Source organism: Bradyrhizobium sp. SRL28 (assembly GCF_018596315.1).
In the GTDB taxonomy this organism is placed as follows: Bacteria; Pseudomonadota; Alphaproteobacteria; order Rhizobiales; family Xanthobacteraceae; genus Bradyrhizobium.
On sequence record NZ_JAHEAG010000011.1, the window covers coordinates 101,818 to 115,675 of the forward strand.

The following is a 13,858-nucleotide window of genomic DNA, read 5'->3' on the forward strand; positions in this document are numbered from 1 at the left end:
GGAAGGCGGATAGACGATGCGCTCGTTGCTTCTTCCGGAGTAATCTCAAGTGATGCGCGAACGGATGCGGTCGACTAGCACGGCCAGAATGATGATCACGCCCACCAGCGTCTGCTGCCAGTAGGAGCTGACCTGCGCGAGCACGAGGCCGTTGCGGATGACCTCGAGCAGCACGCAGCCGACGATGGCCCCGAGCGAACCGCCGACGCCACCGGCGAGATTGGCGCCGCCGATCACCGCCGCTGCGATCACGTTGAGCTCGTAGGATGTCGCCATGTTCGCAGGCGCAGACCCCAGCCAGCCCGAGACGATGATGCCCTGCAGCCCCGCGGCCAACGCGCAAATCACGTAGACTTCGATCTTGACCCGTACGACTGGGATGCCGGTCAATTCCGCCGCCTTCTCGTTGCCGCCGAGCGCGAAGACGTGACGGCCGAAGCTGGTGTGATGCAGCACAATCGCCATGACTACCGCGAGGATCACGAGATAGATGAAAGGCGCCGGTACGCCGAACAGCTCGCCCGATGTCAGCGCGTAGAAATATTCGGCATCCGGTCCGCCCGGAAAGCTGCCGCGCCCGTTGGAGACGACATAGCCGAGACCGCGGACGATCGAGAGCATGCCGAGGGTAGTGACAAAGGGCGACAGCCCGAGCACGGCGATGCAGAAGCCGTTGACGAGGCCGACGATCAGCGCGACGACAAGCCCCGCCAGGATCGAGAGGAGCAGGATCAGCCCCGGCACATTGGCGACCACGGTCTTGCCGTCCGCAGCCAGATGCACGAACAGGGACGCCCCTGGCATGCCCGGCGTCGACAGGCCGGACATCACCATGGAGGTGATCATGGCGGAGAAGCACATCATCGATCCGACCGACAGATCGATGCCGCCGGTGATGATCACAAAAGTGATGCCAAGCGTAGCAATGGCGATGAAGGAAAAGTTCTTCGCCACGTTCTGCATGTTGCCCTGCGTGAAGAAGTAGGGGCTGGCAAAATGCATCGCGATCATTAGCCCCAACAGCGCCAGCAGAACGTAGCCGGTTTGCGATGCGAAGATGCCGCGCTGCCACCATTTGATGCGGCCGACATTGGTGAAGGAAATTGGAGTTTCCAGCGGCATGGCCATCACGCAGCCTCCTTCGCGCCGGTGATCAGGGCGGTGACCTCTTCGGGACTGGTATGGCGGATCGGCTTGTCCGCCCGCTTCTCGCCGCGGCGCATAACGATGACGCGGTCGCAGACCGCGAAGACGTCGGGCATGCGGTGGGAGATCAGCATGACGGCGACGCCCTGCTCTTTCAGCCGATGGATCAGGCCCAGCACCTGCTCGACCTGGCGGACCGAAATCGCCGCGGTCGGCTCGTCCATCATCACGAGCCTGGCGTTCGACAGGCGGGTGCGTGCGATCGCAACCGCTTGGCGCTGGCCGCCGGACATCTGCTTGACGAGATCGTGCGGCCTGGTCTCCGAGCGCAGCTCGCCGAACAGCTCCAGCGCGCGTGCCGCCATTGCATTGTGATCGAGGAACGCGAACGGGCCGAATTTTCGCTTGAGCTCGCGGCCAAGGAAGACGTTGGCCGCCGCCGTGAGATTGTCGGCAAGCGCCAGGTCCTGATAGACGACCTCGATCCCGACCGCGCGGGCATCGATGGGGCGGTAGAAATGGACCACATTGCCGTCGAAACGGACCTCGCCTTGGCTGGGACGGAAATTGCCGGCGATGATCTTCACCAGCGTCGACTTGCCCGCACCGTTGTCGCCCATCAGGCCGACCACCTCGCCGGGGAAGACCTGCATGTCGACGCCGTGCAGCGCACGGATCGCGCCGAACTCTTTGCCGATATCAGTCAATTCCAGAACCGGCTGCCCGGCTGCACCTGCGGTTTCCATGCTAAGGCCTCGCTCAGACGTACCGGTTGACCAGTGATTCCAAATATTCCTGACGACCCGAACGCGGCTGCGGATCGAAACCGGGTACCAGCGCGCGATCAGCGAGATCTGCAAGCGATCGCTGGCCGGCGAGGATCGCACGTCCCTCGGCATCAGCCCATCCGGCGTAACGTTCCGCGACCGGCGCCGTGAGCGCCGCGGCATCGAGCATGTCGGCGGCGGCCAGGAGCGCCCGCGCGCAGGCATCCATCGAGCCGACATGGGCGTGGATCAGATCGTCTGGATCGATCGATTGCCGCCTGATCTTGGCGTCGAAATTGAGACCGCCCGTGGTGAAGCCGCCGGCTTTGAGGATGTCGTGGAACGCCAGCGCCAGCTCCGGCACGTTCATCGCGAACTGGTCGGTATCCCAGCCGAGCAGATCGTCGCCGCGGTTGATGTCGAGCGAGCCGAACACGCCGAGCGCCTGTGCCAGCGCGATCTCGTGCTGGAACGAATGGCCGGCAAGGATGGCGTGGTTCTGCTCGATGTTGAGCTTGACGTCATTCAGAAGGTCATAGCGCTGCAGGAAGCCGTAGCAGGTGGCGACGTCGAAATCATATTGATGCTTGGTCGGCTCCTTCGGCTTCGGCTCGATCAGGATCGGTCCCTTGAAACCTATTCTGTGCTTGTGCTCGACCACCAGCGAGACGAAACGGCCGAGTTGGTCGAGCTCGCGCTTGATGTCGGTGTTGAGCAGCGTCTCATAGCCTTCGCGCCCACCCCACAGCACATAGTTCTGCCCGCCCAAACGGTTGGTCACCTCGAGCGCAGCCCGCACCTGGCCGGCGGCATAGGTGAAAATGTCCGGATCCGGATTGGTCGCGGCGCCGGCCATGTAGCGGCGATGCGTGAACAGATTGGCCGTCCCCCAGAGCAGGCGCACCTTGGAAGACGCCATCTTTCGTTCGAAGAGATCGGCGATCGCGTTGAGGTTGGCGACCGATTCGGCGAGCGAGGCGCCTTCCGGCGCGGCGTCGACGTCGTGGAAGGTGAAGAAGGGCACGTCGAGCAGGCGGAACAATTCGAAGGCGATATCGGCCTTGGCGTGCGCAAGCGCCATCGCATCCATGCCATGATGCCAGGGCCGCAGGAATGTCTCGCCGCCGAACGGATCGCCGCCTGGCCAGCAGAACGAATGCCAGTAGCAGACCGCGAAACGCAGGTGATCCTCGAGCCGCCGTCCGCGCACGACGCGATCCTTGTCGTACCAGCGGAACGCGAGCGGGCTCTTGGCGTCCTTGCCGCCATAGGCGACCGGCGCACTCGCTCCGAAGAATTTCGGTGATGCGTTCACGGGGAGAACTCCTTCAGCGCAGGATATAGTTTTCGCCACTGGTGATAGGCTTCATCGTAGGCCGCCTGCGCAGACACACGCGGCGTGAAGCTCGCAATCCGCCGCGGACGCGCGCAGACATGCGCAGGGTTTTCGTTGGTTGCGGCAAGCCGGCCGAGCCGTGCCGCGCCAAGCGCTGCACCGACCTCGCCCTCCTCGACGCGGTGGACGGGAATGCCGAGCACATCGGCGCAGATCTGCGCCCACAGCGCCGAGCGCGAGCCGCCGCCTACAAGATCGACCTCCGCGATCGCGGAGCTGGCGCTGCCGAGCGCCGCGAGGTTGTCGCGCGCGGCGAAGGCCACGCCTTCGAGCACGGCCTGGACGATCTGATCGCGCGCCGTCGCGCCGCGAAGACCCACGAACGCGCCGCTGGCAGCGGCGTCGTTGTGTGGCGTGCGCTCGCCATCGAGATAGGGAAGGAACTTGACTGGGCTCGGTCCGCGGACGGTCGCGCCGAGCGGCGCCAGCAGCGCGGCGGCAGGCGTCGCCATGACGCCCGAAAGCCAGGCGAGCGAGGCGGCCGCCGCCAGCATCACGCCCATCTGGTGCCAGAGACGTGGAAGCGCATGACAGAAAGCGTGCACAGCCGACGCCGGCGCCGGCGCGAAACTGTCAGTAACGCGAAACACGACGCCTGAAGTTCCCAGCGACAGGAACGCATCGCCGGGCGTAATGGCGCCGAGCCCGATAGCGCTCGCGGCACAGTCTCCCGCGCCGCCGGCAAACACGACATCCTTCGCCATGCCCCAGCGCCTGGAAAATTCGGGAGAGAGCGCCGCGCTGATCTCGCTGCCTTCGACCAGGCGCGGCATGTGGTGGAGATCGAGCCCCGTGGCATGGAGCAGCAACTCAGACCAGCGGCGCTGACCGACATCGAGCCAGAGCGTGCCGGCGGCGTCCGACATGTCCTCGACCATCTCGCCAGTCAGGCGGTAGCGCACGTAGGCCTTTGGCAGCAGCACTTTTGCGACCTGCTCGAAAATCTCCGGCTCGTGGCGGGCCATCCAGAGCAGCTTTGGCGCGGTGAAGCCCGGCATCGCCAGATTGCCGGCGATGGCGTGGAGCGACGGACAGCACTCCTCGAGCCTCTCACATTCGGCATGGGACCGGCCGTCATTCCACAGGATCGCCGGACGCAGCGGACGGCCGTCCTCGCCGAGCAAGGTCGCGCCGTGCATCTGGCCGGAGAGACCGATGCCACGCACCTGCGCGACGTCGCGCGGATGAGCGGACGCAAGATCGTCGACGGCGCCGATCGCCGCATCAACCCAGGCGTCCGGATCCTGCTCGGACCACATCGGCGCGGGATGCGAGAGCGCAAGCTCGCGCGCGGCTGTAGCGACGATCGCGCCAGCCTCGTTCACAAGCACCGCCTTCACACCGGACGTGCCGATGTCCATCCCGAGATACACGTCGTCCTCCCTTCCGGCCCGCTTGGCGATCTTCGTCGCCTCATCCCTATCGGACCGTCTTGCAACCAGTTCTGCCGGCTACGGCAGATTGTCCCGCATCACGATGTCGATCCGGATCTTCTCCTGTTCACTGAGGATCGGCTCGCCGCGGGCGAGCGCGAGCAGCACGCGCACGGCGGCGCGGGCCTCATGTCCCGGGTTTTGCGAGATCGCCGCATCCATCACGCCTTGCAACAAGAGCTTGCGTGTCAGCGAGGTGACGTCGTGCCCGACGAACACCACTTGCTTCTCGCGACCGGAATCGATCAGGGCCTTGGCAACGCCTTGCGTGCCGGCGCCAACATTGTAGAGGCCGACGATGTCAGGATGTTTGCCGAGCAGCCGCGACATGAGCTGTTCCGAACGCTCGTCCTCGTCGCGCCCTTCGAGCACAGGCAGCACGTTAAGCCCAGGAAATTCCGACGCCATCACCTGATTGAAGCCGAAGATGCGCTCGGCATGGTCGCGCAGGCCTTGCGAGCCGGCGACGATCGCGACCTTGCCGGATCGTGCACCAACGAGGCGGCCGACCAGCGCGCCGGCGGTGCGCCCGGCGGCGATATTATCGATGCCGACATAATGATGGCGGCGCGACGACGGCACGTCAGAGACCAGCGTCACCACCTTGGCGCCGCCATCGACGAGATCGTTGATGGCGGCCCGCACGCCCGGATGATCGAGCGCGACGACCGCGACGCCGTCATACTCGCCGGCAAGGGCCTCCAGCGAGCTCGCGAGAACGGAGGCGTCGAATACGTCGGTCGCGACCATCTTGAGCGCGAGGCGGCGGGCCGACAGCCAGCCCGACATTTCGCCGAGATAGGACTGGATCTGCTGCATGAACAGGTTCGGCCCCGACGGCATCACGAAGGCGAAGCGCCTGAAGCGGCCACGCGCGAGCTCGGCCCCGGCCACATGCGGCTGGAAGGAGTTTCGCGCGATCGTCTCCTTGACACGGCGGACCGTGTCCGGCCGCACGCCGGGCCGGTTGTGCAGGACGCGATCGACCGTCGCGAGGCTGACGCCAGCCTGGCGGGCGATGTCCCTGAGCGTGAGAGGGCTGTCGGCGTCCGGCTCCTTCATGAGTTGAAGGCTAACAGAGGTTATTTGAGGTGCGCAACTCATTTTGAGGAACGCGACACTGTGGACCCGGCAGCGCCGCGGGCGCGCCTTAGCGGCCCGTCATCTTGCGGACTTTGCTGCCGAGCGGCTGCTGATCGTGATCAGGTCTCGCATTCATAATGGCCCGTCGAATTTGGTCTCGCAGGTGCGAGCAATGGCACCGGCGCGTGCGATTTGAAGACATCGTGCCTGATATCCCATCGGTCTTTGCCTCTTGTTTTCGCGCAGGCACACTTGACACAATTAATTTCGAGGAGTGAAATTAAATTCTGAAATGCGTATTGAGGTTCCATGGCCAGACTGACTGCGGTCGAGCGGAAGACCAGCACCGACACGTTGGAGGCTTCCTCGGACGATGTTCGGCTCGTGCAGGCTGTGGCGCGCGGCCTGTCGGTGCTCCGGGCGTTTAAGCCCGGCGAAAATTCTCTGAGCAACAGTGAACTGGCCGAGCGCACAGGCCTGTCGAAGCCGACGATCTCGCGTTTGAGCCAGACACTTGTCGCGCTCGGCTACCTGTCGATCGTTCCGCGCACCGGGCACTACCAGCTCGGCGCCGGTATCGTCGCCTTATGCCATTCGCTGCTCGCCGGCATGCCCCACCGCATCGCCGCCCGCCCCGTCCTGCAGGAAATTGCGGACTTCTCGCGCTTACCGGCATCGGTCGGCATGCGCGACCAACTGGTCATGCTCACGATCGAGACGGCGCATCATCCGCAAATGCGGCCAGCGCGGTTCGACCTGGGCTCGCGGCTGCCGATCGAGACGTCGGCCATGGGCCGCGCCTATCTGTTCGCCCTGGCGGAGGATGAGCGCGAGGCGATGCTGCGGCGGATCCGACTACAGTGGCCACGCAGCGAGTGGCGCGGCGTGCGAGCGCGGATCGACACGGCCTTCGAGTCGATTGCCAAGCGCGGGTTCTGTGTGTCCCTCGGCGATCGCCAGCCAGATGTCTACGCGGTCGGCGCCCCCGTCGTGACGGCTGACGGCGCGGTTCTGGCTTTCAATTGCGGTGGAATGCCATCTGAGGTCACCGCCGCGCAACTCGAGAACGAGATCGGGCCGCGCCTCGCGCGCGCCGCCCGGCAAATTTCCATGGAGGCTGCAGGCGGTGCGTGATTTCACGAAGCAAGGCCGATCGATGGCGGTTGGCGAGAACGGCATGATCTGCGCGTCGCATCCGGCTGCTTCCATGGCCGGCCTCGATGTGCTGCGATCGGGCGGCAATGCGGTCGACGCTGCCCTCGCCGCCATCGCCGTACTGGCTGTTGTCGAGCCGCACATGACCGGCATAGGTGGCGACTGCTTCGCACTGTTCTCGATGGGCGGCGCGGCACCGATCGCGCTTGACGGTTCAGGCCGTGCGCCTGGCGCGGCAAAAGCCGAATGGTACGTCGATCGTGACATCCGTGAAATCCCACCAAACTCCGCCCATGCTGTTACGATACCCGGTGCGATATCGGCGTGGTGCACACTGAACCGGGACCACGGATCGAAGCCACTTTCAGAGATTCTTGCGCCAGCGATCCGCCTTGCCGAGGAAGGCATGCGCGTGACGCCTCGCGTCGCCTGGGATTGGGGCAGGCAAATCGAGAAGCTCTCGGTAGATCCGGCGACCCGCGCCGCGTATCTCCCCGGCGGTCGAGCACCAGAGGTTGGCGACCTCTTCCGCAACCGTGCGCTTGCCGAAACCCTGCGTTGCATCAGTCGCGAGGGTGCGGCCGGATTCTACACCGGCAAGGTAGCCAAGGCCCTGACTGCCAAACTGCGCGAGGCCGGTGGGTTGCATCAGGAGGAAGACTTCGCCCGGCATCGCTGCGATTATGTGCAGCCGGTCGAGACCAGCTATCGCGGATATAAGGTCTACGAGTGTCCGCCGCCCGGACAGGGTCTGGCCGCCCTCATGATCCTGCGCGTTATCGAAAATCTGGCGCTTGGGGACAGCCGGCACAGCGAGGCGGATCGTATCCATCTTCTTGCCGAGGCCACCAAGGCGGCGTATCGCGCCCGCGATTCCTACTTTTGCGACCCGACGCAGGGCGACACTCCAGTTGCGCGGTTTCTTTCGGACGCATTTACCGCCCGGATCAGAGATCGCATCGATCCCGGCAAGGCCTCGCTGCCTGAAGACTGGGACCTGACCGAGCACAAGGACACCGTGTATGTTTGCGCGGTCGATCGCGACCTCAACGCGGTGTCGTTGATCAACTCGCTGTTCGCGCCGTTCGGCAGCGGCATTTTCGAACCGACCACGGGCGTTCTCCTGCACAACCGAGGAAGCGGATTCCGGACGGACCCCACGCACCCCTGCGTCATCGCGCCCCACAAGCGGCCGCTGCACACGATTATTCCCGGGCTGCTTTTCCGCGACGGCAAGCCGATCATGCCGTTTGGGGTGATGGGAGGCCACTACCAGGCCACGGGCCATGCGCACTTTCTCTCAAAGATTCTCGACAGCGGACTCGACATCCAGGCAGCAAGCGACGCGCCACGTTCATTCGCTTTCGACGGAAAGCTATCGCTTGAAAAGACAATCTCGCAGACGGCGTACGACGAACTCGCCCGCCGTGGACACACGGTCAACTGGTCCGACTTCCCGATCGGAGGCGCGCAAGCGATCTGGATCGATCGGCAGCGGGGAATCATGTTTGGCGCGTCTGACCATCGCAAGGACGGCATGGCTCTAGTTTTTTAGTCGGAGGGAAGTGAGCAATGACGCTGTTGAAGGGTGCATCCACCGCGGAAGCAAATCCGGAGCACCGCCCGGCCGGCGCCTCGAGCTCACGCGATTTCATCCGCATCAACGAAGTCGGCAAGTTGTTCGGCGGTCGTGGGCCGATCGTGACCGCGCTTCAGGAAATCAATCTCGATATCGGCCTCGCCGAATTCGTCGCGGTTGTGGGTCCGTCAGGCTGCGGAAAATCGACGTTGCTTCGTATTCTCGCAGGACTGATCCCGACCAGCTCGGGAACTGTCTGGTTCGGTGATCGCAAGCTGGAAGGGCCACGACACGACATCGGCGTCGTGTTCCAGTCACCCGTGCTGTTTCCCTGGCGCACTGTTCTCGACAACGTTCTGATCCCGATCGACGTCCAGAAGCTTGATCGCAAGAAGTATCTGTCGCGGGCGCGTGAACTCATCAATCTCGTTGGATTGAGTGAGTTCGAACAGCGCTATCCCGCCGAGCTCTCCGGCGGCATGCAGCAGCGGGTCGGCATTGTCCGCGCCCTGGTGCACGATCCGGCGATGCTGCTCATGGACGAGCCGTTCGGAGCGCTCGACGCCATGACGCGCGAGCACATGAACGTCGAATTGCAGCGCCTCTGGATGGCCCAGAGCAAGACCATTCTGTTCATCACCCATTCGATCTCCGAGGCCGTGTTTCTCGCCGACCGGGTCGTTGTGATGACGCCCCGGCCGGGCCGCATCGCGGAGGTGCTCGACATCGACCTTCCTCGTGAACGGACGCTCGACATGATGACCACGCCGCCATTTGGCGAGTACGTCCGCCGCGTCCGCGCCCATTTCGGCACAGCTGGAGTTATGGACTGATGCCTGACCTCTCCTCGCTAGACACCGCCAAGAATCGAATTTTGAGCATCTTGCTGCTGTGCCTCGTACTCGTCATCTGGCAGGCAAGCCCGGTTCTCTTCAAAATTCCCGCGTTCATCTTGCCGTCTGCGTCCGCCGTGGCCGAAGGCCTTTGGCGCGGCTTGACCAACGGGCTCTATCTCTATCACGGCGCGGTGACGTTGTTCGAGGTGCTAGCCGGCTTTGCGCTTGGCGGATCCCTCGGCCTCGCACTTGGAGTGGCCGTCGCACTCAACCGGCGTTTCGCCTACTTCATCTACCCCTACATCATCATGTTCCAGTCGATGCCGAAGGTCGCGCTCGCGCCGCTGTTCGTTCTCTGGTTCGGCCTCGGCGTAACGTCCAAGATCGTAACGGCGGCACTCGTGGCTTTCTTTCCGATGATGATCAACACGATCTCCGGATTGAACTCTGCAGACAAGGACCGCATCGACCTCATCCGTTCGCTCGGCGGCAGCGAACGACAGGTATTCACCATGCTGCGGCTTCCGAGCGCCCTGCCCTTCATCATGGCGGGTCTCGAGATCGCCATGGCGCTGTCGCTGATCGGCACGGTTGTCACCGAGTTTCTCGGTGCGGATGCCGGGCTCGGCATGCTGATGCAAAGCATGAATTTCATGATGGACGTCGCCGGGTCGTTTTCCGTCCTGATCATTTTGGCGGTCGTCGGGCTCGTGCTCAATCAGACGCTGATCATGATCCGCAACCGGGTGCTGTTCTGGGAGCGTCTCGGGCGGGTTGACCCCGGAGCCGCCGCCGACACGACCATCGCCGAGCCGAAGGCGCCCCAAGCCGACGCCGCGATCCCCGCATCGCAGAAGTGAACTTGCCATGAAGGTCTATTACTCAAAACGCCAGCTTGAGCACCGTCCCCAGCAGATCATGCTGCTCGGCAAGCTCTCCCCGCCCGTCGAAAATCCGGATCGGCTGGAGGTGCTTGCCCGCAGGCTGACCGAGGCCGGCCTGAAGGAAACGCCACCTGCCGACCATGGCCGCGAAGCCATCGAAGCCGTGCACAGCGCCGACTATGTCGACTTTCTCGCCTCCAGCTACGTGCGCTGGGCAGCCAATCCCAAGGCAGGGCCGGAGGTCCTGCCGAACACGCATCCGTACCGCGGGAAAGGATCGGCCCTCAACCCTTCGTCCAGACCGCTTTGCAGCGTGGTCAACGCCCAGGCGGGCTGGTACATCGGCGACCTCAATTGCGCCATCGGCGCCGGCACCTGGAGCGCGGTTTACGAATCGGCGCAGGCCGCGCTGTCTGCGGCGCACGCGGTTATCGATGGCGCCCCCTCTGCATTCGCGCTTTGCCGGCCGCCGGGACATCATGCATTCGCCGACCGCGCCTCCGGCTTCTGCTTCCTCAACAACGCCGCCATTGCCGCCGATCTCATCGGCAAGCGGGCAGGCAAAGTGGCCATCCTCGATTTCGACACGCATCACGGAGACGGCACGCAGGCGGTCTTTTATGCCCGCAACGACGTGCTGTTCGCATCCGTGCACACCGACCCGACGTCCTACTATCCCTACTTCTCGGGTTACGCCGACGAGCGCGGCGAGGGAGAAGGGCTCAGCGCCAACGTCAACGTGCCGCTTGCCCCCGGCAGCGGCGACGAAGTCTTTCTCGACGCCTGCCGAAATCTCGTTGAAGCCGCGCGTGCGCACAAGACCGAGGTGCTCGTGGTGTCGGCCGGCTGGGACGCCCACCGCGACGACCCGCTATCCCTGCTCGATGTCTCGACGGACGCCTTTGCGCGAGTCGGCGAATTGCTGGCCGATCTGCAGCTTCCAACGCTCATCGTGCAGGAGGGCGGCTATTCGCTCGAGGCCTCCGAGAACGCCGCCGCAGCCTTTATCGGTGCATTCTGCTCACGACACAAACGGACCTGACGAGATGTCACCTCAACCAACGTGCAACAGAACTGGAGAGCAAGATGCGTCATACCTATCTAGGTGCTGGCCTCGCCCTTTGGTCAGTGATTGCCGTTGCAGGCACGACCTCGCCCGCATTCGCACTGGACAAAGTGCGCCTGGGCTGGTGCACGAGCGTGATAACGCATGGGGTCGCCCCGATCGCGGTTGCCACCAAGTTTGGCTGGTTCAAGCAGGAGGGCATCGAAGTCGAACTGGTGAACTTTCCGGGATCTTCGGACTGCGTCCGCAACGTTGCGACAGGCGAGGTGCTGGTCGCGGTCGCCACCCCAGAACCGGTCGCGATCCTGCACCAGACTGGCGTGAAGATGCAGGTTTTCTATACTGCCTACCGCCGTAACATTTTTGGCGTCGCAGTGCCGGTGGACAGCCCCATCAAGAAATATGCGGATCTAAAAGACAAGAAAATCGGGGTGACCTCCATGGCCTCGGCAGGCGTCGTGCTGGCCCGCTCGGGAGCCTCCGATGCCGGCCTCGACCCCGACCGCGATATCCGCGTCGTTGTGTCGGGTCAACCGGCGCAAAGCGTCGTCCTGCTCCAGCGCAAGGAGATCGATGCGGTCAGCCAGTGGGACACGCAATACACGCTGATGGCTCTCGCAGGCGTCCCCATGCGCATGCTCGAGGATCCTGTAATCGAGTCCTTCCCCGCCAATAGCTTCGTGGCGAGTGCTGACTCGATCAGAAGCAAGCGGGATTTGCTGGTGCGCCTGACACGCGCTTACACCATGGGCGTGGTTTACACCCTGAAGAATACGCGTCAGGCCGCCGCTATCTTCCAGGAGGTCTATCCGCAGGTCGTCCCGACCGGCCTTGCTCCAGACGCAGCGCTCGACCGGACAGCGACCCTGCTCAAGACCGTCTCTGAGAAGTGGACGCTCGACAAGCCCGGCGAGAAGTGGGGTGAGAGCGACCTCAAGGTCTATCAGAGCTACCTCGATTGGCTGGTGCGCGCGAAGATCCTTAAGCAGCCTATGGATGCGAAGGAGATCGCAACGAACGACCTGGTCGGCGACATCAACAAGGACCTCGACCTCAAGTCCGTCGAACAGGCCTTGGCGCGTTAACGCGCCCGGTCGCCCGTCCACAGCATACAAGACTGGAGTAACGTAAATGTCCCAAGCGAACCTCGACATTCCTCCGAACGACCTTGACGCCTACTGGATGCCAATGACGCCGAACCGACGCTTCAAGTCAGCGCCGGAGTTCTTTGTCGAGGCCAAGGGGATGCACTACAAGACCCCTGAAGGCAGGTCTGTGCTGGATGCCATTGCCGGCCTTTGGTGCGTCAATGCCGGGCATTGCCATCCCAAGATCATCGAGGCCATTCGCCACCAGGCGGGCAAGCTCGATTACGCATCAAGCTTCTCGCTGGGCCATCCGCTCGCGTTTCACTACACCAATCGGGTGATGGAGATCGCGCCGAAGGGATTTGACCACATCTTCCTTGCCGGATCCGGCTCCGAAGCGGTCGACACCGCATTGAAGATGGCGCTGGCCTATCACCGGGCACGCGGCGAGGGTCATCGCCAGCGCCTGATCGGACGCCAGCGCAGTTACCATGGAATGGGGTTCGGCGGACTCTCGGTCTCCGGCATCGGATGGCAGCGGGCGCAGTTCGGCGTCATGCTTCCGGGAGTATCACACCTTCCTCACACACATGATCTCACCCGCAATGCGTTCAGCAAGGGAGAACCGGAACACGGTGTTGACTTTGCGGATGCGCTGGAAGGTCTCCTCACCTCGGTCGACCCCTCGACCGTCGCAGCCGTCATCGTCGAACCGGTGGCTGGCGCCGGTGGCGTGCTGCCGCCGCCCAAGGGCTATCTCAAGCGGTTGCGCGAGATCACCAGCAAGCACGGCATCCTGCTGATCTTCGACGAAGTCGTCACCGGCTTCGGACGACTGGGAGCGCCCTTTGCTGCCCAGGCTCTAAGCGTTACACCCGATCTCATCACCTGCGCGAAGGGGATGAGTAACGGCGCCGTTCCCATGGGCGGCGTGCTGGTCCATCGCCATGTGCATGACGCCATGTCGCAGGGACCGGAGGCTACCGTCGAGTTCGCGCACGGCTACACCTACTCCGGCCACCCGCTTGCCTGCGCTGCGGCGCTTGCCACCCTCGATGTGTATCAGGAGGAAGGCATCTTCGAGAAGGTCGCGCGCATTGCCGGAAAATGGGAAGCCGCCAGTCACGACATCAGGGGCGCCGGCGGCGTGGTCCGCGATATTCGCAACCTCGGCCTGCTTGGGGCCGTAGAGATCGAAGCTGCGCCAAATGCTCCCGGTCAACGGGCGCGGGCCGTGGCGAACCATTGTTTCGAAAACGGGGTCTTTGTTCGCGCTCTCGGTGACACCCTGATCCTGTCACCCCCTCTTATTATCAATGAGGAGCAGATTGGTCAGATCGCCGAAGGCATCAAGAACGGCATTCGGACGTTGTGAAACATGGAGCCAGCCATCAACGAGGGCCAGCCTCGGAGCTCGGCCTAAGG

The 13,858-nt window shown here is 63.6% G+C and carries 12 protein-coding genes; 7 read left to right on the forward strand and 5 right to left on the reverse strand.

The genetic code is table 11. The features are described from left to right. Positions 1 to 45 precede the first annotated feature (45 nt). The 5 genes from KIP88_RS22365 to KIP88_RS22385 all read right to left on the reverse strand — a co-directional run bounded on the left by KIP88_RS22365 (position 46) and on the right by KIP88_RS22385 (position 5,804). Positions 46 to 1,128, reverse strand: a complete 1,083-nt coding sequence (locus KIP88_RS22365) for an ABC transporter permease (RefSeq protein WP_214490152.1) — start codon at positions 1,126 to 1,128, stop codon at positions 46 to 48. Then, positions 1,128 to 1,892: an ATP-binding cassette domain-containing protein gene (locus tag KIP88_RS22370; protein WP_214490153.1), complete on the reverse strand. Its 765-nt coding sequence runs from the start codon at positions 1,890 to 1,892 to the stop codon at positions 1,128 to 1,130. Before KIP88_RS22370 ends, KIP88_RS22365 begins: the two co-directional genes overlap by 1 nt. A 13-nt stretch (positions 1,893 to 1,905) precedes the next feature. Beyond that, entirely contained in the window at positions 1,906 to 3,228 is a 1,323-nt protein-coding gene (gene xylA / locus KIP88_RS22375; protein WP_214490154.1) for a xylose isomerase, read from the reverse strand. Continuing rightward, a complete protein-coding gene (gene xylB / locus KIP88_RS22380) occupies positions 3,225 to 4,682 on the reverse strand; it encodes a xylulokinase (protein ID WP_214490155.1) in 1,458 nt (485 codons plus the stop codon). The genes xylA and xylB overlap by 4 nt, the downstream gene beginning before the upstream one ends. A 78-nt stretch (positions 4,683 to 4,760) precedes the next feature. Then, positions 4,761 to 5,804 carry a LacI family DNA-binding transcriptional regulator gene (locus KIP88_RS22385; protein WP_214490156.1) on the reverse strand — a complete coding sequence of 348 codons (1,044 nt, stop codon included), beginning with the start codon at positions 5,802 to 5,804 and terminating at the stop codon, positions 4,761 to 4,763. 330 nt (positions 5,805 to 6,134) lie between these two features. Between KIP88_RS22385 and KIP88_RS22390 the strand changes: the two genes are divergently transcribed. The 7 genes from KIP88_RS22390 to KIP88_RS22420 are packed head-to-tail and all read left to right on the forward strand — an operon-like array spanning position 6,135 to position 13,808. Next, positions 6,135 to 6,959, forward strand: coding sequence for an IclR family transcriptional regulator (locus KIP88_RS22390; protein WP_214490157.1), 825 nt, complete (start codon positions 6,135 to 6,137; stop codon positions 6,957 to 6,959). Next, positions 6,952 to 8,535 carry a gamma-glutamyltransferase gene (gene ggt, locus KIP88_RS22395; RefSeq protein ID WP_214490158.1) on the forward strand — a complete coding sequence of 528 codons (1,584 nt, stop codon included), beginning with the start codon at positions 6,952 to 6,954 and terminating at the stop codon, positions 8,533 to 8,535. Before KIP88_RS22390 ends, ggt begins: the two co-directional genes overlap by 8 nt. A 17-nt stretch (positions 8,536 to 8,552) precedes the next feature. Continuing rightward, positions 8,553 to 9,392 (forward strand): ABC transporter ATP-binding protein, encoded by an 840-nt coding sequence (locus KIP88_RS22400; RefSeq protein WP_214490159.1) that lies wholly within the window; start codon positions 8,553 to 8,555, stop codon positions 9,390 to 9,392. Beyond that, the gene (locus KIP88_RS22405) at positions 9,392 to 10,255 is read left to right on the forward strand and encodes an ABC transporter permease (protein ID WP_214490160.1); all 864 of its coding nucleotides are present in this window, start codon (positions 9,392 to 9,394) and stop codon (positions 10,253 to 10,255) included. The genes KIP88_RS22400 and KIP88_RS22405 overlap by 1 nt, the downstream gene beginning before the upstream one ends. A gap of 7 nt (positions 10,256 to 10,262) precedes the next feature. Beyond that, a complete protein-coding gene (locus KIP88_RS22410) occupies positions 10,263 to 11,321 on the forward strand; it encodes a histone deacetylase family protein (protein WP_214490161.1) in 1,059 nt (352 codons plus the stop codon). 44 nt (positions 11,322 to 11,365) lie between these two features. Next, positions 11,366 to 12,430 carry an ABC transporter substrate-binding protein gene (locus tag KIP88_RS22415; RefSeq protein WP_214490162.1) on the forward strand — a complete coding sequence of 355 codons (1,065 nt, stop codon included), beginning with the start codon at positions 11,366 to 11,368 and terminating at the stop codon, positions 12,428 to 12,430. Positions 12,431 to 12,476: 46 nt separating this feature from the next. Next, entirely contained in the window at positions 12,477 to 13,808 is a 1,332-nt protein-coding gene (locus tag KIP88_RS22420; RefSeq protein WP_214490163.1) for an aminotransferase class III-fold pyridoxal phosphate-dependent enzyme, read from the forward strand. Positions 13,809 to 13,858 lie beyond the last annotated feature (50 nt).